Below are 20,417 nucleotides of genomic sequence, written 5' to 3' on the forward strand. Positions count from 1 at the left end.
TTTTTTGAGCCACCAAAATGAACATACTGATACGCTGCTTCAATCGTGCTTAAAGGGTAAGCAAAGTGCACAATTGGAAATTTATAATAAGTACTATAAAGCTATGTACAACATTGCTTTTAGGATTGTGAAGGACTCGGCAGAAGCTGAAGATGTAATGCAAGAATCGTTTTTGAACGCGTTTACGAAACTGCATACATTTAAAGGGGATGTCACGTTTGGCGCATGGTTAAAGCGAATTGTGATAAACAACAGTATATATCATTACAAAAAACAGCAAAAAAGTAGAGCTGTTAATCTAGATGAAGTAATGTACAAGGTCGAAGACAATGATGAAGTTGCTTTGAATCACAATGGTTACACTGAATTGAAGGCTCAAAAAGTGATTGATACCATGAAAAGTTTAAAAGACAATTACAGAGTTTCTTTGACCTTACATTTAATTGAAGGGTATGATTACGAGGAAATCAGTGATATAATGGACATTAGCTATGCAAATTGTAGAACCACAATTTCTAGAGCTAAAGAAAGTCTGAGAAAAAAATTGACTGTAAATGCTTGATTATGAGTAAAGATAATTTAGAACAATTGTTTGAGAAGCTTCAAAATGATTTTGATTTTGAAGAACCCAAAAATGGGCATCAAGAACGATTTTTAGAAAAATTGAGCCAAAACAATGAGGTAGTGACCTTACACCAGAAAAAAACAAATTGGTGGAAACCACTGTCCATAGCAGCATCCATTGCTCTTATCTGTTTGCTGGGTATTCAGGTATTCAACACAAGGCCTTCCATAAAAGAGCAGGTGGTAGAGATTGCCCCAGAAATTTCAAAAACCGAGTTCTATTTTGCCAGCCTTATTGAAGAACAAGTACAGTTGTTAAAGGGTGAAAAATCCCCTGAAACTGCAAAGTTGGTAGATGATACTTTACAAAGACTGGAAAAACTGGAGTTAAACTATCAAAATCTAGAGAAAGAGCTAGTATCTGGGGGTAACAGCAAAATTTTATTGAATGCCATGATAACCAATTTCCAAACCAGAATTGATTTATTAAAGGAAGTATTGACCAATATTGAAAATATTAAAAATTTAAAATCATACAATGATGAAAACATTACTATATAAATATGCCTTTTTGGCATTAGCCCTAATTCCTTTCGCTTTGGGAGCCAATACCGATAAAATGGGTGGCAGGTATACCAAGGAAAAGACTATAAAAAAGGAATTCAATGTAAATCCAGATGCACTTTTTAAAGTAAAGAACAGCTATGGAAATCTAAACATCACATCCTGGAATGAGGATAGGGTTGTAATAGAAGTTCACATAAAAACAAATGGCAATAATGAAGATAAAGTGCAAAACAGGCTAAACGAGATTGACGTAGACTTTGAAAACAGCGCCAGTTTAGTATCTGCACGTACTCTTTTTGGAGACAGGAACAACAATTGGGGATGGAAATGGGGAAAGCGAAACAATGTAAGTGTAGAGGTAAACTACACCATTAAAATACCAGTGAAGAACAGTGTCAATCTCAACAACGATTACGGAAACATCTATCTTAATCGTGTAGACGGACATGCCAAAATAAACTGTGATTACGGTAAAATTGATATTGGGGAATTACGTGGAAGAAACAACGAACTACGATTTGATTACACCTCCCGCTCTACATTCGAATATATTAATAGTGGTGAGATTATAGCAGATTACTCAGGCTTTACGATAGAAAAGGCTGGAGACCTCACCGTAAAAGCGGATTACACCAACGCCGTAATAAATGAAATGGAAAATTTGGACTATTCCAGTGATTATGGCTCAATTGAAGTAAACAATGTCAATAATGTAAATGGCAATGGGGACTATATTGGAGTAAAATTGGGAACGGTACACGGAAACGTTACCATAAATTCTGATTACGGTTCGCTAAAAATAAGTGAAATGGCCGCTGATGCAGGTGATATGAATATCAAGACCGATTACACGGGGATTAAGATAGGGTACAGTCCAGATTATTATTTTGATTTTGAAATTTCAACCGAGTACGCTGGTGTAAGCGGTAGGGATGCTTTTGAAATCAATGTGAGTAAAGAAAAATCGAACCAAAAGTATTTTAAAGGATATCATGGTAAAGAGAACTCAGGAAACACAGTATACATTACTAGTGACTATGGCGGGGTTACTTTTTATAAAAACTAGGAGTTCGCTAAGACATTGAATAATAAAAGGTTTATGAGCAAATTAGGTATAGCATTACTCTCTCTAATAGTAGCTTTTTATAGTTGCAAAACAAAGGCTGAGCACGAAAAAAATAATGCCGCTCAAGATTCTTTCACCAAAATACCCGAGCAAAGGCATGTTGAAGGGAACAGGCTTATTTCAAAAGAATATCCAAACATAGAAATTGAGATAAACGATGAGTTTACATATGTTGGTAACTTTGATTTCGAGATTATTGCTTCTTCAGATGAATATCCTGAAGATATGAGAGGGAAGGCATTGGCGGCTGGTGAAAGGTTTGTTTTTGCCGTAACCGATGAACATCAAAATGTAGAGAAATTATTCATTGCTCAATTTGAGGGGTTTTTGGACAATAATGACTATATCTATAATTACAATTTTGATAATGCTGCTTTTATCGGAAATAATAAGTATCGTCAAAACACTTGGTTTTACAACAGCAAAAAGCTAGCACAGGAAAATCCAAGGAATGAAGGAGCTCTTACCCGTGCCTTTTTAGAAAAAAAAGGATATGTATTGGAAGATGAATTTATGATGTCTAGATATGTTGGTTTGGCAAGCGAGGATAGAAAAAAGGAAGTTATATTTTTCTATTTGGAAATGTTGAAAGGTGTTACCGGATACAATCTAAATGAATACCAAAATACACTAAGTAAGGAGAAAACAACTGAAATTGAACGTTCACTTGTTGAACGTTCAGAACAAAGTTTTTCAATAGTAAAAGGATGAAAAAACAATCAAAAAACACAATCATGAAAAAAATTATCACACTAGGATTAGCGCTATCGATGGTAGCAATTACAAATGCCCAATGGGGCAAAAGAATTAAAGGAAATGGCAATGTTGTAACCGTTGAACGTTCTGTAGGCGATTATGATGCCGTTGCACTGGCAGGTTGGTTTGATGTTGAACTGGTTGCTGGTGATGAAGGGGAGTTAACGCTAAAAGGAGAATCCAATCTATTGGAATACATTAAAACTGAAGTGAAAAACGGAAAATTGATTGTTAAGGTTGAAAAAGGGGTCAATCTTAAACCTTCCAATTGGAATTCAGGGATTTATATAACCGTACCCGTTGAAACCATCAATTCTGTTACTTTATCGGGTTCGGGAGATATAGTAGGTAAAACCACGCTTAAATCTGATAATTTTGATACTAGAATATCTGGTTCTGGAGACATTACCTTGGCAATAGAAGCAGAAAACGTAGAGGCCACACTGTCAGGTTCAGGTGATATTAACTTAGAAGGGAGAGCCACAAATTTGGATATTCAAGTTTCAGGTTCTGGAGACATAAAGGCGTATGAGCTAGAAGCTGAATTTGCTACCGTACAAGTATCAGGTTCTGCAGATGTGAAAGTGACTGTCAACCAATCTATTGATGCACGAGTTTCTGGCTCTGGAGATATTTCCTATCGTGGGAATCCTAAGAAAATTAAAAGTAAATCTTCAGGTGCAGGAGATATTTCTAAGGGATAATTAGGAGTTTATTACCAATCAAAAACAAATCATCATCAATCAATAGTTTAAAAGCCTTGGCACAAATGCCAAGGCTTTTAGTTTTTTATCCATTCATTAGAATTCTTCCTTTTCGTGTAGTCAACCAAATTGGATGGATAATTTATCCAATCAACATGCTTAACAATCTTCCCAGATTGATTGAATGTTAAAATTGTGACAAAGTGCATTGCTTCAAATTTCTGTTCTCCCCAAAGAAATTCATTAAAATAACCACTGGTAACCACTCTATTACCTTCAATTGTCTGTTCATAAATTACGAGTGCGTCTGCAGCTATCTTTTTATATCCTGGATTATTCCAATCAAAAAAATCTTCAAGAGCTTTTTTCCCAACAATTCTATCGGCATTGATAATATCCTCCAGAACTATTTTTTCATCATAAAAACCCAAAAACTTTTCAAAATCATTCCGGTCTTGATAGGTTTTATAATATTGCTCTATAGTTTTTGAAATATCATTGTCTTTGGTGGTGCAAGAAATTGTTGTGATTAAGACAACAGCATAAAACAATATGTGCGACTTCATAATTTTAGAATCTATAGGTTCTCTATTCAGTTTTCTTGTTCACTCTTGTAAGCAAAAAAGCTCCTACTAAAAAGAATACAGCTAAGAAGATAGTACTGTTTCGCATACTTCCGGTAAGTTGGGCCACAGCTCCATATAAAAAAGTTCCTATTACAATACCTATTTTTTCAGCCACATCGTAAAAACTAAAAAATGAAGTGGTATCTGTGGTTTCTGGTAAAAACTTGGAGTAGGTAGATCTTGATAAGGCCTGAATGCCCCCCATAACAACTCCTACCAAACCTGCGGCAATATAGAAATCTGTAGGTGTCTGTAAAAAGTAGGCATACACACAAAGTAGAATCCAGATAATATTGATAAAAATCAGGGTCTTGATGTTGCCATATGCTTTGGAGGCATACGCTGTAACGGTAGCTCCAAAAATTGCCACTATCTGAATCACCAAAATACTGATAATAAGCCCAGTGGTGCGCTCGCCATCTGTTCCCCAGCTTATTTCCTCCTCTCCAAAATACGTGGCAATCAGCATTATGGTCTGTACAGCCATGCTATACACAAAAAAGGCCCCTAAATAGCGTTTAAGCCTTGTTTCAGTACCCAATTGCTTCCAAACGCTTTTCAGCTCTTTAAACCCGTTAAGAACAATGTTGGTTCGTGCTCCTTCTCTCTTGTACCCTTTAGGCAAATGCATAAAAGTATACTGGCTAAAAAGAATCCACCAAATTCCTACGGAGATAAAGGAATATTTCATGGCTTTTATTTCTGCAACTTCCCCTCCACTATCCGTAATTCCAAAAACGGCAGGCTGCATTACCATTGCTAGATTAAAAACCAACAAAATCACACTACCTATATATCCCAAGGAGAATCCTTTGGCACTGATTCCATCTTGTTGTTCTGGAAAGGCCACATCTGGCAGATAAGAATTATTGATGGCAAAGCTTACCCAAAAACCGACTAAACCAAAAAAGTAGCAAGTCAAACCAAAATAGATATTTTCCAATGAAAACCAATAGAGGCCGATACAGGATAAAGCCCCCAAATAGCAAAAGAATTTTAGAAAAATCTTTTTGTTCCCTAAATAATCAGCTATCCCTGAAATCAATGGAGTCACTATTGCAATAAAAATAAAAGCCAGAGAGGTTACATAACTTATTAAAGGAGCCCGCGCAATCTCACCGCCAAATATGGTCACCTTTTCAATTTCCGCTGCGCGAAACAAAGCTCCATAAAAAATTGGGAAAACCGCGGAGGAGATGACCAAACTATATACTGAATTTGCCCAGTCATAGAAGGCCCATGCATTTAATAACTTCTTGCTTCCCTTTAATGCGAGTGCTCGTGCCATAGGTTTTTAAATAAAAATGCCACCACAAACATTCCCATTTTCTTAGGAATGTTTGAGATGACATTAAATGTTAATTTGGTCAATTGGTTATTTAAATGATGTTACTCCAAACTTTGCGGCTTCTTGCTTTGCAGCTGGCGCCCATGCCATTAAATTATTAATTCTAGTATCGTTTGAAGGGTGTGTGCTCATAAACTCTGGCGGTGCCTGTCCCCCAGACTTTGCCTTCATTCTTCTCCAAAGGTTAGCAGCCTCATCTGGATTATAGCCGGCAATGGCCATAATTTGCAATCCTATCCTATCCGCCTCAGTCTCATGGCTTCTACTAAATGGTAACATAACACCTACTGTTGAACCTAAGCCATAGGCTTGATTGAACATGTTACGTTTTTCGGGGTCTTTAATAGCTACGTTTCCTGCTACAGCTCCTATTTGCTGCACCATTCCTGCGCTCATTCGTTGTGCACCATGATCTGCTAAAGCATGTGCAACTTCATGTCCCATAACCACAGCTACGCCCGTTTCTGTTTGTGTGATAGGCAAAATTCCGGTATAAAAAACAATCTTACCACCAGGCATACACCATGCATTTACCGTTTCATCATTCACCAAGTTGTATTCCCATTTGTAATCCTTTAAATACCCGGGATATCCATTTGAATCCAACCAACGTTCTGCTGCGGAGGATATCCGTAGTCCAACTTTGGTTATCATCTGAGCATCTGACGTCCCGGTTATGACCTTGTTATCGGTCAAAAACTGGTCATATTGCGCAAAGGCCATTGGGAAAATTTGACTATTGGGGTAAAAATTAAGCGTACTTTTCCCAGTAAAGGGGTTTGTTTTGCATGCTGAAACGGCTAAAAAAATTACCGCTGTAATGATTAACTTTTTCATTTTATTTATAGTGTTTAGTGTAGGTAAATTACAAAAAATTATTTTCCAACTATATGAAGTTCTGTAAAATCCTTGCTCACTTCAATGGTGTTGTTTCCATTTAGTTTTATATCCTTTCCATTAACCACCTCATTATCCAACTCTATGGTACCAATGGTAAACGGTAAACCATGAAACCTTAGCTTGAACTTGTTATAAGAAGTGATGAAGTCCCCATCTTTGAACTGCTGTATAATCAATTCGTTTTCTTTTCCGCGTAACCTGAATTTTCTTAAGCTGTAGCGTCCTTTTTTATAATCATATCCATCTTGCTGGTCTTCATAAACACTTGAGTTCTCAATTCCCTCTTTGTAGTATACATCTATTTCTAACTCTTTAATCTCTTTTTCACCAACGTATTGCTGTACAGGGTATTTAGGAATCATTGATCCTTCTTTTACAAACAAGGGTATTGTATCTATTTCTGCGGCTACCCATTTTTCTGCGCCTCCTGTCACTACTTCATCCGTCCAGTAGTTAAACCACTTTCCTTTAGGAAAATACATTCTCCTGCCCTGCGCATTTGGTTCTTGTATTGGACACACTAACAGTTGTTTTCCAAAAAGAAACTCATCCGTTCTAAAATGTGTTTGGACATCTTCTTGATCATAAAAAACCAAAGACTGAAGCATGGGCACCCCATTCTTGATATATCTATAAAACATAGTATATAAATAGGGCAGTAACATATATCTTAACTCAATATATTTTCTAACAATATCTGTTATTTCATCACCGAAAGACCATGGCTCTTGTTCTCCATGATCCCCGCTAGAATGAACTCTACAAAATGGATGGAAAATCGCCAGTTGCATCCATCTAGCAAACAATTCTCCGTTGGGCTGTTCTGCAAAACCACCAATATCTGATCCTACAAAAGAATAACCGCTCATACACATACGCTGCATCTGCACATTGGCTATCCATAAATGTTCCCATGTTGCAACGTTATCTCCTGTCCAGGTTGCACTGTATCTTTGTGTTCCCGAATATGCGGCTCGAGTCAATACGAATGGTCTTCTAGGAAACATGAATTTTTTAACCCCTTCGTATGTAGCACGCACCATTTGCATGCCATATACGTTATGTGCCTTTCTATGACTACAAGGATGTCCATCATAATCATGTCTTACATCTAGGTTTGCAGTTTTACTGGGAACTTCCATGATTGCCGGTTCGTTCATATCGTTCCAAACGCCTTTTACACCTAAATCTGCAATCATCTCTTTATACAACCCTGCCCACCATTCTCTAACTTCTGGGTCTGTAAAATCTGGAAATTTACATTCTCCAGGCCATACTTTTCCTTTAAAATGCGGACCATCTGCTCGACGACAGAAAAATCCATTATCCATAGCCTGTTGATATACCCAATAATCGCGATCTATTTTTATTCCTGGATCGATCATAGTGATAGTTTTAAAACCATCTTCCTCCAGTTCTTCTATCATCTTTTTTGGATTGGGGAAATGGCGGTTATTCCATGTAAAACAGCGAAAACCTTCCATATAATCAATATCCAGATAAATTGCGTCACAAGGAATTTTCAGCTTCCTGAAAGTTGATGCTATGTTTTTTACCTTTTTTTCTGGAAAATAGCTCCATTTAGATTGGTGGAACCCCAAAGCCCATAAGGGTGGTAGTTCTGGAACACCGGTTAAATCCGTATACGCTTCTACTACTTGGTTCATTTTTGGCCCGTAGAAGAAATAATAGTTCATTTCACCTCCATCTGCCCAAAAACTGGTCACATTTCTTTTTTCGTTTGCAAAATCAAAATAGGTGCTAAAAGAATTATCAAAGAAAACACCATAAGCAATATTCTCTTTAAGCCCTACGTAAAAAGGTATGGACTTATATAAAGGTTCTTGATCTTTACCATAGGCATAAGAATCTGTAGCCCAATTATTAACTCGCTTTCCTTTTAAATTGGTGTGTGAAGCCTTGTCTCCCATTCCATAGTAACTCTCTCCAGAATGGCAAGTTTTACTCATCTTCACTATGTTTCCTCCGTAATCGTAGTTCTCTTCCCAGTGAAATCCTAACTCATCTTCAATAATCACCATATCTTCTAAATCCAGGATATGAACCTTCAAATTGGACTTATTAACAAATATTTTGATTTTTGAAGTAGTTATAACGTACTCAGGAACCTCTTCTTTTACGGTAAGTTCATTATATCCTAAACTTACATCGTCACTTATAGCGTATGAAAAATCGGGCTCAAAAACATGTTCGGTAGCATATCTGAAACGAATTGCGCTATCTCGCAATATGGTAAGCTCTAAAATAACCCCGTTATGGGTGGTAAAATAGAGTTTATCATTCTCTTGCTTAAAGTCAACTATATGGTTTGGGTATTGGTTACCTCTTTTTTCTACTTCTGTATTGGTAATCATTCTCAGTGGATTAAGACTAACAAAAGAAAGACTTTAGAGCGAGAAATTAAAAAGATGTTTTGAACAAACTAACTATAACGTTTTAGTAAATTCATTATCGATAAATCACAACACTTAATGGAGGAAGTGTCATAACTACGGATTGCTCATGCCCATTCCACGCTTTTGATGATGGTTTTAGTGTTTTTTTACCCATTCCACTTCCAGCATATTTGGTGTCATTACTGTTAAAAAGCAATTTTAATTGTGAGGTCTTAGGTACTCCAACTCTATAATCTTCTCTTGGAACAGGTGTGAAATTACAGGCTATAATTAAATCATCCTTAGGATCCCGCCCTTTTCTTATATACGTTAATACCGTATTTTCCTGGTCGTTGTATTCAATCCATTGAAAGCCATCTGCGTCAAATTGTTTTTCATAAAGCGCAGGGTTGTTTTTATAAACCTTATTTAAGTCTTTTATTACTTCTTGGATTCCAGCATGAAAATCAAATTGGGTCAAGTGCCAATCTAAGCCGGTTTCAAAATCCCATTCGGAGGATTGTCCAAATTCCGCTCCCATAAAAAGAAGATTGGTCCCTGGGTGGGTAAACATAAAGCCAAAAAGCAGCCTTAAATTAGCAAATCGTTGCCACTCATCACCGGGCATACGATAGAGCAAGGATTTTTTCCCATACACCACTTCATCATGAGAAAATGGTAACATAAAGTTTTCAGTAAAAGCATAGGTCATGCTAAAAGTGATATCATTTAGATCATAAGACCTGTGTACCGGTTCTTTTTTAAAGAATTCCAATGTATCGTGCATCCAGCCCATCATCCATTTCATACCAAAACCAAGTCCACCAAAATGTACGGGCTTAGAAACACCTGTAAAAGCAGTAGATTCCTCAGCAATGGTCTGCACTCCTTTAAAGCTAGCATATACTTCTTGGTTCATTTCCCTTATAAAGGACATGGCTTCTAAATTTTCATTATTGCCATATATATTGGGTTCCCATTCGCCTTCTTCTCGCGAATAGTCCAAATATAACATAGAAGCCACCGCATCTACGCGAAGACCATCTACATGATATTGATCCAACCAAAAAATTGCATTGCTTATCAAAAATGCGCGTACCTCATTTCTTCCATAGTTGAAAATTAAACTTTTCCAATCTGGATGATAACCCCTTTTTCTATCTGGATGCTCATAAAGGTGAGATCCATCAAAAAACCCAAGTCCATGGGCATCTTCTGGAAAATGAGATGGTACCCAGTCCAAAATCACTCCTATTCCACGTTGGTGAAATTTATCAACAAGAAATTTAAAATCCTCAGGTTTTCCAAATCTGGATGTAGGAGCAAAATACCCTGTTAACTGATATCCCCAAGAAGGATCATAAGGGTATTCCATAATAGGCATGAACTCCACATGGGTAAATCCCATTTCCTCTACATAGTCCACAAGTTCATCTGCCAGTTCCACATAGGAAAGCGATTCCCAACCATTTTTTTTCTTCCAAGACCCTAAATGAACTTCGTAAACAGAGTAAGGTTTGTCCAACGCATTTTTCTCCTCACGGGTATCCATCCATTTCTTATCCTTCCAGCTATGTGAAGCTTCCCAAACTACCGAAGCAGTATTGGGTGGCTGTTCACAATATCTACCAAAAGGATCTGCTTTTTCTGTCCAGATGTCATTATTGTTAGACTGAATCTTGAATTTATACTTGGTGCCCTTGTCCACTCCGGGAATAAAGCCTTCCCAAATACCGCTTTCATCCCATCGAACAAATAATTGGTGATTGTCTGCTTTCCAAAAATTAAAGTCTCCAATTACTGAAACTGACTTTGCAGAAGGGGCCCAAACGGCAAAATAGGTGCCTTTTACACCATCCACTTCAGTCAAGTGCGAACCCAATTTATCATAAAGTCTGTAATGCTTTCCAGCTTTAAAAAGATTGATATCAAACTCGGTGAAAAGACTGTGGACGACTACCTTGGACATATAAGCTGGTTTACAATTACAATATTACACATCTTTGACCAAGAATCCGATTTTGCTCTCTTTGTTTGTAAAATAAATTGATGGCACGGCAAAAATGGAATGCTTTTTGATTTTGAGTTGAAAACAAATGAAATGAGTACAAATCAAAAATCAAAAATCATGAATAAATTCAACACAATTATTGGGGCATTCCTTGTTTTGCTTACCGTATCCTGCGAAGGACCAACAGGACCTCCTGGTTTTGATGGGTTTGATGGAGTCGACGGCCAAGATGGTCTGGATGGAATACAGGGACAAGTAGTAGAAATAGATGGTGTCAATTTTGGGTATGATGTTGACGGCAACATATTTAGTACGCTGATAAATTTTGGGGATGAAACAAATTATGAAGTGAGGGAAGCCGATGCCGTTTTAGTATATCGATTTGATGGAACTATTGATCTCGATGATAATAGCACAGCTGATGCTTGGAGTCAAATTCCACAGAATTTTTTCCTTCCTGAAGGTACCATACAATATGTATTTGCTCACACCTTTGTAGATTTTGAAATCTTTATTGACGGAAATTTTGACCTTTCCGCAATAAGCACAGATTTCACAGATAATCAGTCCTTTAGAATTGTGTTTGTACCTAGTGTATTTGCAAACTCTTCTAAAATGGATACCTCTAACATAGAGAATGTAATGAGTGCTTTAGGTATTGAAGAAAGCCAAGTTATGAAGATTGATATAGATTAATCTCATAAAAATCTTAATTTAAAGACCTGCTGGAAAACCAGTGGGTCTTTTTATATTATAAGGATATTGTGAAAGGATAATCAAAAAAAAACGTCTATTTAATAAAATAAAGAAATGGGAAAACAATTGCTTTTGATCGCATTCCTTATGATGTTGGGATGTAAGGGTGTATCACAGGAAGAGAAAAAAGAAACAGAAAAAGAAGTTGCTTTTGCAATAACTAAAACTGATGCTGAATGGAAAGCTGAACTTACCGATATGGAGTATTATGTGCTCAGAAAAGCAGCAACAGAAAATGCTTTTACCAGTGATCTACTCGATAATAAGGAAAAAGGAACCTATGTTTGCGCCGCATGCGCTACGCCACTTTTCCGTAGCGAAAACAAATTTAAATCGGGAACTGGATGGCCAAGTTTTGATAGGGAAATTGAAGGCAATGTTGCTTACGATGTTGATTATAAGATTGGTTATGAACGGACAGAAGAGCACTGTGGCACTTGTGGAGGGCATTTAGGACATGTTTTTAATGACGGCCCTAGAAATACCACAGGAAAAAGGCACTGTATTAATGGTGTTGCTTTGGATTTTATTCCAGATTCCAACTAGTCCAAAATTTTAGGCATCCCGTTTATAATTTTACAGTTTCAAGATTTAATTCATTTTTTCCTTTAATTTGAGGTTATGGACAACAAGCACAGCTCAGAAAAATCAGAAGCAGAGTGGAAAGAGCAACTTTCTGCGGAAGAATACTACGTTCTAAGACAAAAGGGTACTGAAAGACCACATACAGGGCAATACGACCTACATTTTGAAAATGGTGACTATCATTGCAAAGCCTGTAACGCCAAGCTTTTTGAAAGTGAACACAAATTTGAAAGCGGCTGTGGTTGGCCTTCTTTTGATGAAGCAGTAGAAGGCGCCATTGAATATATTAGGGATACTACGCATGGAATGATGCGAACAGAAACGGTTTGCGCCAATTGCGGTGGCCATTTAGGTCATGTTTTTAACGACGGTCCAAGAGAAACAACAGGGCAACGTTATTGTATCAATTCAGTCAGTATAGATTTTGATCCAACGGGGGAAAAATGAATTTTCAAGAAAACTATCTTAAGAACATAGTTTTTGAATTCCATCGTTACAAAACAATGGGCGACAATACTTTTGCCCAACTTTCCGATAACGAAATCCTTTGGAAGTATAAAGACACAGACAATTCCATAGCAATAATTGTAAAGCATATGGTAGGGAATATGTTGAGTAGATGGACTAATTTTTTAACTGAAGATGGTGAAAAATCTTGGCGTAATCGAGAAATGGAATTTGAAGAACCGTACACCTCAAAAGTTGAAATGTTAGCTGCTTGGGAAAAGGGTTGGAAATGCCTTTTTGATACTTTGGAAAGTATCAATAGTTCAAATTTTGAAACCAAAATTAAAATCAGGGACGAAGAACATACCATTATTGAAGCTGTAAACCGGCAATTGGCGCATTACCCAAGTCATGTAGGACAGTTAGCTTTCCTAGGAAAAATGATAAAAGGCCCTGATTGGATTTCACTTTCAATTCCAAAAGGAGGTTCAGATTCATTCAATAAAAAGATGTTCGGGCAACCTAAATCATAAATTCAGCCTCTAGAAAATCAGGAATCCTAAATCTTGGTATTTGGTATCTGAATTACGTACTTTTGCACTTCATTTTAAACAACTAAAATCAAATTCTAATGAGCAACTTCGATGTAATTGTTTTGGGTAGTGGTCCTGGAGGATATGTAACGGCTATAAGAGCCTCGCAACTTGGACTCAAAACAGCCATTGTAGAAAAGGAAAGTCTAGGAGGTGTATGTCTTAATTGGGGATGCATCCCTACTAAAGCCCTACTAAAATCTGCTCAGGTTTTTGATTATTTAAAGCATGCCGAAGACTATGGGTTAAGTGCCAAAAAAGTAGAGCACGATTTTGATGCCGTGGTAAAAAGAAGTCGCGGTGTTGCTGATGGAATGAGCAAGGGAGTTCAATTCTTGATGAAGAAAAACAAGATTGAAGTTCTAAATGGCTATGGAAAAGTGCAGCCTGGCAAAAAAGTAGTGGTAAAAGGTGAACATGGGGATCCCGCAGAGTATACTGCTGATCATATTATAATTGCTACTGGAGCTAGAAGTCGGGAATTACCAAGTCTTCCTCAAGATGGCAAAAAGGTAATTGGCTATAGAGAAGCAATGACTTTAGAAACACAACCAAAGAAAATGATTGTTGTAGGTAGTGGTGCCATTGGTATTGAGTTCGCTTACTTCTACAACGCTATGGGAACCGAAGTAACCGTAGTTGAGTACCTTCCAAATATTGTTCCTATTGAAGACGAAGATATTTCCAAACAATTGGAGCGTAGTTTTAAAAAAGCAGGTGTTAAGATTAAAACTTCAGCAGAAGTTACGCATGTCGATACTTCCGGAGAAGGTGTAAAAGCTACCATAAAAACTACAAAAGGAGAAGAAGTTCTGGAAGCTGATATTGTTCTTTCTGCAGTTGGTATTAAAACCAATATTGAAAATATAGGATTAGAAGACGTTGGTATTGCTGTTGATAGAGATAAAATCTTGGTCAATGATTACTACCAAACCAACATTCCTGGGTATTATGCCATAGGCGATGTTACACCGGGACAAGCTTTGGCTCACGTAGCCTCAGCTGAAGGAATCCTTTGTGTTGAAAAAATAGCTGGTATGCATGTTGAAGCGTTAGACTATGGAAACATACCAGGATGTACGTATTGTATCCCAGAAGTAGCTTCTGTAGGTCTTACCGAAAAACAGGCCAAAGAACAGGGATATGATATCAAAGTAGGTAAATTTCCATTTTCAGCAAGCGGAAAAGCAAAAGCTGCAGGAACTCCTGATGGTTTTGTAAAAGTTATTTTTGATGCAAAATATGGCGAATGGCTAGGATGCCACATGATCGGTGTTGGTGTAACGGACATGATTGCTGAAGCTGTGGTTGCAAGAAAATTAGAGACTACGGGACATGAAATCCTAAAAGCGGTTCACCCACACCCAACCATGAGTGAGGCTGTTATGGAAGCTGTAGCTGCTGCATATGGTGAAGTAATTCATTTATAATTTTTATCATCTGTGTTAAAAGTATTCAGGGCAACAGCGATATTGGAAGGAATATCATATTTACTTCTATTTGGACTAACAATGCCATTAAAGTATTGGGCAGGTATGTTAGAACCCAACAAAGTTGTGGGCTATGCCCACGGGGCACTCTTTATTATTTATGTGATTGTAGCATTGGTTTTTTGTTGGGAACGAAAATGGACCATTAAAAGGTTTAGTATCCTTTTTGTAGCATCATTGCTTCCTTTTGGGACATTTTACGCCGATAAGAAATATTTGAGTAACCTAGCCTAAAAAGCTTTGAATAGCAAGGTTATAACTCTGAAGTCCAAAACCTAAAATCACACCTTTGGCTCCTGAAGAAATATAGGAAACATGCCTAAAATCTTCTCGTTTATGGGTATTTGAAATATGAACCTCAACAACGGGGGTATTCACTGCCTTTACAGCATCTCCTATACCAACTGAAGTGTGTGTATAAGACGCAGCATTTAAAACAATACCATCATAAGTAAAACCAACTTCTTGAATTTTACCTATAAGCTCTCCTTCTATGTTGGATTGAAAATATTCCAATTCAACTTTGGGGAATCTTTGCTGTAGTTGTAAAAAATAGTCTTCAAAAGTGGTACTTCCGTAGACTTCAGGTTCACGTTTTCCCAGTAAGTTTAAGTTAGGGCCGTTGATGATAATTAGTTTCATAGGATAAATGTACCAATATTTTTAGGGCATAAAAAAAGAGGAAGCAACAACTTCCCCTTTTTAAAGCTATTATTAATTTCTTAATTAAATCTATAACCAGCTCCCACTGTTAGGGTATTGATATCCAAAAAATCTCCTAATTCGCCTCCTCTTGAAACCTGAATACCATAGCGAGCTTCAACAAACCAATTGTCATCTATTTGATAACCACCTCCAAATGCTATATCCAGTCCAAATTCACCATCAGGAAGGTCTTCCAACAAATAATTGATTTGAGGACCAGCTTGAACATTGAATTGATCAGTAATCCTGTATTTACCCATTATAGGAAGGTACAAGGATGTTAAATCATCCACAAAACTAAAAAGTAAAGATGGCTCAATATCAAAGCTTTCACATACTTCAAAATTATAACCTCCGCCAACAAAAAATCCTAGTTCACTATCACTGGCATCAAAAAACCCACCAGTATCAACACTGATAGATACGTTATTAAAACCTGCTTTGACCGCAAAGCCTTCTTGGCCATAGGTTGTAGATACAATACTAATAAAGAATACAATTAAAATGAATGATTTCTTCATGATATGTTATTTAGTTATGAGTTACAAATATACTAAAGACAATTTCCTTTAACAGGCGGAAAGCTTCAAAACATAAATATTTCACTTAAACAGAGTATGGCAGTTTTAGTACTTAATTGTACTAAAATTGCCATACTATTCATGGAAAAAAGCTTCCACAAAAAAATCTTTTTTTGCTAGTTAAATGCGTATTGTATACCAAAGCCAAAAGCACCCGCTTCTCCATCTCCAGCATCGCTTATAACTATAGCTGGTCTCCAATCAAAATTGACCACTATTGGTACGCCATCAATTTTAAAGTCTAGACCCGCATGAGGGCGTAGGGAAAAAATATTATCAAAATCGTCAATCAAAATTATACTTGGCCCTATCCCTGCGTACCATCTAAGTCCGGGAGCTCCATCAAATTGTTTGTGATAAGAATAGAGAAAGGTGAGTATTGTGGCATTGTCTTCAAAACCTAAATCTGCTTGCCCAACATGATTACTTGAGAAAAAGTATTTTGCACTGGGGCCAACAAAAGTAGCATTGTCATAAAGATCAATTCCTAGTCCAACTGCTCCTTTATAGCTAGTTTGTGCTGTAGCACTAAAGGCCAACATAAGGGTTAAGACAAATACAAAAGATAATTTTTTCATTTTACTTTATTTATGGTTATTATTTACTTATCTAAGCTGTTCTTTAGCTCCAATTAAAATAAAAACAGAAGTCCTACCATAGCAATGGAAAATGTTGCACCATTATTGTCCACTGCAACGTAAGAAACATTTAGTTCTGTATTTCCAGTGATATTATAACCAATCAAAGGTCTATAATAAAGTCCTCCTTCATTCCCTTCATTAATGCCAACTGCATATCCAGCATCTACTCCTAACTTAAATTGATACGTTGGATAAATCCTTACTGAGGCGGCCAACGGTAAAAACTGAAAATCTTCAAACTCGGCTTGTATTTCCACATCACCTACTGAGGCATCAATGTTATCGCCAAAAGCATTTATAAATCCCGTGGCTAAACCTACGTCAAATACTTCTGAAACACCCCAATGGTAAGCTGCATCTAATCCAATAGCAAAACTTGAAATATTTGCTGCATCACCAACAGGTATTCCTGCGATTAAACCTGCCTTAAAACTACTTCTGTCCTGGGCGTTTGCGGTAAAACCTGCTATAAATACGGTTACAATAACTAAAATGGTTTTTTTCATGGTTGTTAAAATTTATTAAAAGCTACAACGTGCTTGTAATAAATAAAGTATTTATAATTGTTAAAATTCGTTATCCAATATAAATACACACCAATATCTTTTTCTGTAAACCAGTATAAAAAAATAGCGGGGCGAAAGTAATATTCCTTGTTATTTTTTGGCACTCCTTTTTGACTGTCACCTTGTTTCAATTGACCAATTACACATTACAAAAAAGCTTTTCAACAAAAGTTAAAATGAAATTCATTTGTAGCTATCTTTAAACCATGAACTGGCCACAAGCTTTGCAGGATTATCAAAATTATTTGAAAATAGAGCGAGGGCTTTCTGAAAATTCTATTTCCAGTTATATCTTGGATTTGGAAAAACTAATGGCTCATCTAAAGGCATATGAAATTAACGAATCGCCAATTCAGGTAAGCGCAGAAACAGTTCAGAAGTTTATCTATGATATAGCTAAAACAGTAAATCCACGTTCTCAGGCACGCATTATTTCTGGTCTAAAAGGATTTTTCAATTATCTCATATTTGAAGATTACAGAACAGATAACCCTATGGATCTTATAGAAGCTCCAAAAATTGGCAGAAAACTACCGGATACCTTATCTACTGATGAAATTAATCAACTTATTCTGGCTATTGACCTCTCAAAACCTGAAGGAGAGCGTAATAGGGCTATTTTAGAAACTTTATATGGTTGCGGGCTCAGAGTATCCGAATTGGTCAACCTTAAGCTTTCTGACCTTTATTTTGAAGAAGATTTCATAAAGGTTACGGGTAAAGGCGATAAACAAAGATTTGTGCCTATTAGTAATTTGAACAAGAAATACATCAACATCTATAGAGGTGAAATTAGGATTCATTTACAAATTCAGAAAGAACATGAAGACTATCTTTTTCTCAACAGAAGGGGAAAACAACTTACAAGGGCAATGATTTTTACCATCATCAAACAGTTGTCCGAGAAAATTGGATTAGATAAGAACATTAGCCCCCATACCTTTAGGCATTCCTTTGCCACCCATCTTTTAGAAAATGGTGCCGATCTACGTGCAATTCAACAAATGCTGGGACATGAAAGCATTACAACAACAGAAATTTATATGCATGTAAACCGCAGCCATTTAGTAAAAGTCTTGAATGAATTTCATCCAAGAAAGTAATATATTCGTTGCTTAAAAATTTTGCATGGAACAATCTCGTACTTGGTGGAAAGAGGGAGTAGTATACCAAATATACCCTAGAAGTTTTCAAGATACCACAGGAAATGGCGTTGGTGATATTCAAGGTATCATCAAGCGGCTGGATTATATAAAAAGCTTAGGAGTAGATATTATCTGGCTTTGCCCTGTATATAAATCTCCAAATGATGATAACGGGTATGACATTAGTGATTACCGTGATATCATGGAAGAATTTGGCTCAATGTCCGATTTTGATTCATTGCTTGAAGAAATGCATGCACGCGGTTTAAAATTGGTCATGGATTTAGTGGTAAACCATACTAGCGATGAGCACCAATGGTTCCAAGAATCTAGAAAATCAAGGGATAATGCATATCGCGATTACTACCATTGGTGGCCTGCTGAAAATGGGACTCCACCCAAACGCTTTAGTTATTTTGATGTAGATGGAAACGCTTGGAAATATGACGAACTTACTGATAGCTACTACCTACATTACTTTTCCGTAAAACAACCCGATCTAAAATGGGAAAACCCAAAAGTGCGCCAAGAAATATATGATATGATGCATTTCTGGTTCAAAAAAGGGGTAGATGGCTTCCGGATGGATGTTATTCCTTTTATTTCCAAAGACACTACATATCCAGAATTACCTGAGAAATACAATGGGAATTTTATTCCCTTTTATTCCGATGGACCAAAATTGCATGAGTACTTGCATGAAATGAACCAAGAAGTCCTTAGTAAGTATGATATTATGACCGTTGGGGAAACTCCTGGGGTTGCAAGAGATCAAGCGTTGCTTTTTGTGGATGAAGAAAGAAAAGAACTCAATATGTTCTTTCATTTTGAATTGATGTCTCTTGACCGAGACGGAGATGAAGTATTTTGGATGCGAGAAGACCGTTGGAAACTCACGGAGTTCAAAAAAATACATTCTGACTGGGATGAAACTTTTGCAGAAAAAGGCTGGGGCAGCATGTTCTTGAGCAATCATGATAATCCAAGAAGTGTAAGCAGATGGGGTAATGATTCTCCTGAACATTGGCATAATTCCGCCACCATGCTCCACACCTTCTTATTGACCATGAAAGGCACCCCATATTTTTATTATGGTGATGAAATAGGAATGTCCAATATTAGGTTTGATTCTATTGATGATTATCAAGATATCAACACTCTAAACAGATATGAGCTGTTAAAACAACAAGGGGTTGATTTGGAAACTTTTATCGAGAATGAAAAAGAGGCCGGGCGCGATAACGGAAGAACACCAATGCAATGGGATGCTTCAGAAAATGCAGGTTTTTCCAATGAAACCCCATGGTTAAAAGTTCATCCAAATCATAAAAAAGGACTCAATGTAGCTGAACAAGAGAAAGACGAAGATTCTATATTGAATTATTTCAAAAAGATGGTTCAGATACGTAAGGACCATCTGGGATTGGTCTATGGAGATTACCAATTATTACAAGAAGATAATGAGCAGGTCTATGCTTATACCAGAAGTATGAATGATGAAAACTACTTGATACTACTAAGTTTTTCCGAGGAAAAAGCAGATTTGGAATTAGGAGATTTAGCAAGTTCCACCCTGCAACTGCTTATTTCTAACGACACCAACGAAGCGTTGAAAAGCAGTACTCGTTTTGAGCTAAATCCGTATCAGGCCTGCGTTTATAAAATTGATTAAATCAATTTAGTTTGATTTAAAATAATACCTCAAAATTAGGGTGACACTTATCGGTCTTGTGTATGAAACGTAGCGTGTAAGAAGACACTAACTTTTCGGTTAAACACAGAGCCGAATTTTTATATTTTGTTTTTAATTTATCAATCTTAAAAGCCAAATTTAAAAATTTGGCGGTCTTTATAAATAAGTACGAACCTCTCGGAAAGCCTACATTAGCTATGTTTTATACACGTTGTTA

Annotated in this window: 22 protein-coding genes; 13 read left to right on the forward strand and 9 right to left on the reverse strand. The window is 36.8% G+C overall.

The annotated features are described in order from the left end of the window. The first annotated feature begins 4 nt into the window (after positions 1-4). From SJY44_RS14195 to SJY44_RS14215, 5 genes are read left to right on the forward strand one after another with little or no spacing between them, the layout of a single operon-like run. Positions 5-562, forward strand: coding sequence for an RNA polymerase sigma factor (locus SJY44_RS14195; protein WP_298927615.1), 558 nt, complete (start codon positions 5-7; stop codon positions 560-562). 2 nt (positions 563-564) lie between these two features. Continuing rightward, complete coding sequence (locus SJY44_RS14200) at positions 565-1,125, forward strand: hypothetical protein (RefSeq protein WP_396590237.1); 561 nt, start codon at positions 565-567, stop codon at positions 1,123-1,125. Beyond that, positions 1,106-2,197, forward strand: coding sequence for a hypothetical protein (locus tag SJY44_RS14205; RefSeq protein ID WP_396590238.1), 1,092 nt, complete (start codon positions 1,106-1,108; stop codon positions 2,195-2,197). The genes SJY44_RS14200 and SJY44_RS14205 overlap by 20 nt, the downstream gene beginning before the upstream one ends. 33 nt (positions 2,198-2,230) lie before the next feature. Continuing rightward, positions 2,231-2,968, forward strand: a complete 738-nt coding sequence (locus SJY44_RS14210; protein WP_396590239.1) for a hypothetical protein — start codon at positions 2,231-2,233, stop codon at positions 2,966-2,968. 23 nt (positions 2,969-2,991) lie between these two features. Continuing rightward, positions 2,992-3,717, forward strand: a complete 726-nt coding sequence (locus SJY44_RS14215) for a head GIN domain-containing protein (protein ID WP_396590240.1) — start codon at positions 2,992-2,994, stop codon at positions 3,715-3,717. A 77-nt stretch (positions 3,718-3,794) separates the two neighbouring features. Here the strand turns inward: SJY44_RS14215 and SJY44_RS14220 are convergent, their stop codons facing one another. The 5 genes from SJY44_RS14220 to glgB form a co-directional block, all read right to left on the reverse strand. Further along, on the reverse strand, positions 3,795-4,283 hold the full coding sequence (locus SJY44_RS14220) for a nuclear transport factor 2 family protein (protein ID WP_298927626.1): 489 nt from the start codon (positions 4,281-4,283) through the stop codon (positions 3,795-3,797). A gap of 22 nt (positions 4,284-4,305) precedes the next feature. Next, the gene (locus tag SJY44_RS14225; protein ID WP_396590241.1) at positions 4,306-5,631 is read right to left on the reverse strand and encodes an MFS transporter; all 1,326 of its coding nucleotides are present in this window, start codon (positions 5,629-5,631) and stop codon (positions 4,306-4,308) included. Between the two features lie 87 nt (positions 5,632-5,718). Beyond that, the gene (locus tag SJY44_RS14230; protein WP_298927631.1) at positions 5,719-6,528 is read right to left on the reverse strand and encodes a M48 family metallopeptidase; all 810 of its coding nucleotides are present in this window, start codon (positions 6,526-6,528) and stop codon (positions 5,719-5,721) included. Between the two features lie 38 nt (positions 6,529-6,566). Beyond that, a complete protein-coding gene (locus tag SJY44_RS14235; RefSeq protein ID WP_298927634.1) occupies positions 6,567-8,966 on the reverse strand; it encodes a glycoside hydrolase family 31 protein in 2,400 nt (799 codons plus the stop codon). 94 nt (positions 8,967-9,060) lie between these two features. Further along, the gene (gene glgB / locus SJY44_RS14240; RefSeq protein ID WP_299167892.1) at positions 9,061-10,956 is read right to left on the reverse strand and encodes a 1,4-alpha-glucan branching protein GlgB; all 1,896 of its coding nucleotides are present in this window, start codon (positions 10,954-10,956) and stop codon (positions 9,061-9,063) included. A 159-nt stretch (positions 10,957-11,115) separates the two neighbouring features. Between glgB and SJY44_RS14245 the strand changes: the two genes are divergently transcribed. From SJY44_RS14245 to SJY44_RS14270, 6 genes are all read left to right on the forward strand, one after another. Further along, a complete protein-coding gene (locus SJY44_RS14245) occupies positions 11,116-11,694 on the forward strand; it encodes a collagen-like protein (protein ID WP_396590242.1) in 579 nt (192 codons plus the stop codon). A 114-nt stretch (positions 11,695-11,808) separates the two neighbouring features. Beyond that, complete coding sequence (msrB, locus tag SJY44_RS14250; RefSeq protein WP_298927641.1) at positions 11,809-12,300, forward strand: peptide-methionine (R)-S-oxide reductase MsrB; 492 nt, start codon at positions 11,809-11,811, stop codon at positions 12,298-12,300. A gap of 75 nt (positions 12,301-12,375) precedes the next feature. After that, positions 12,376-12,786 (forward strand): peptide-methionine (R)-S-oxide reductase MsrB, encoded by a 411-nt coding sequence (gene msrB, locus SJY44_RS14255; RefSeq protein WP_396590243.1) that lies wholly within the window; start codon positions 12,376-12,378, stop codon positions 12,784-12,786. Next, a complete protein-coding gene (locus SJY44_RS14260) occupies positions 12,783-13,319 on the forward strand; it encodes a DUF1572 family protein (RefSeq protein ID WP_396590244.1) in 537 nt (178 codons plus the stop codon). Before msrB (SJY44_RS14255) ends, SJY44_RS14260 begins: the two co-directional genes overlap by 4 nt. A 98-nt stretch (positions 13,320-13,417) precedes the next feature. After that, entirely contained in the window at positions 13,418-14,809 is a 1,392-nt protein-coding gene (lpdA, locus tag SJY44_RS14265) for a dihydrolipoyl dehydrogenase (RefSeq protein ID WP_396590245.1), read from the forward strand. A 12-nt stretch (positions 14,810-14,821) separates the two neighbouring features. Further along, positions 14,822-15,103 (forward strand): DUF3817 domain-containing protein, encoded by a 282-nt coding sequence (locus SJY44_RS14270; RefSeq protein ID WP_396590246.1) that lies wholly within the window; start codon positions 14,822-14,824, stop codon positions 15,101-15,103. On the opposite strand, the gene aroQ is transcribed toward SJY44_RS14270, so the two are convergent. The 4 genes from aroQ to SJY44_RS14290 all read right to left on the reverse strand — a co-directional run bounded on the left by aroQ (position 15,095) and on the right by SJY44_RS14290 (position 17,302). Next, a complete protein-coding gene (gene aroQ, locus SJY44_RS14275) occupies positions 15,095-15,511 on the reverse strand; it encodes a type II 3-dehydroquinate dehydratase (RefSeq protein WP_299167899.1) in 417 nt (138 codons plus the stop codon). The two genes, SJY44_RS14270 and aroQ, sit on opposite strands and share 9 nt — an antisense overlap. Before the next feature lie 80 nt (positions 15,512-15,591). Beyond that, positions 15,592-16,095, reverse strand: coding sequence for an outer membrane beta-barrel protein (locus tag SJY44_RS14280; RefSeq protein WP_396590247.1), 504 nt, complete (start codon positions 16,093-16,095; stop codon positions 15,592-15,594). A 176-nt stretch (positions 16,096-16,271) separates the two neighbouring features. Continuing rightward, positions 16,272-16,733: a hypothetical protein gene (locus SJY44_RS14285; RefSeq protein ID WP_299167903.1), complete on the reverse strand. Its 462-nt coding sequence runs from the start codon at positions 16,731-16,733 to the stop codon at positions 16,272-16,274. A 53-nt stretch (positions 16,734-16,786) separates the two neighbouring features. Beyond that, positions 16,787-17,302: a hypothetical protein gene (locus SJY44_RS14290; RefSeq protein WP_396590248.1), complete on the reverse strand. Its 516-nt coding sequence runs from the start codon at positions 17,300-17,302 to the stop codon at positions 16,787-16,789. A 266-nt stretch (positions 17,303-17,568) separates the two neighbouring features. Here SJY44_RS14290 and xerD point away from each other — a divergent pair, with 266 nt between their 5' ends. Further along, the gene (gene xerD / locus SJY44_RS14295) at positions 17,569-18,465 is read left to right on the forward strand and encodes a site-specific tyrosine recombinase XerD (RefSeq protein ID WP_396590249.1); all 897 of its coding nucleotides are present in this window, start codon (positions 17,569-17,571) and stop codon (positions 18,463-18,465) included. A gap of 25 nt (positions 18,466-18,490) precedes the next feature. Then, a complete protein-coding gene (locus tag SJY44_RS14300) occupies positions 18,491-20,179 on the forward strand; it encodes an alpha-glucosidase (protein WP_396590250.1) in 1,689 nt (562 codons plus the stop codon). Positions 20,180-20,417: the final 238 nt, after the last annotated feature.

Source organism: Allomuricauda sp. R78024, from assembly GCF_044596045.1.
Taxonomy (GTDB): Bacteria; Bacteroidota; Bacteroidia; order Flavobacteriales; family Flavobacteriaceae; genus Flagellimonas.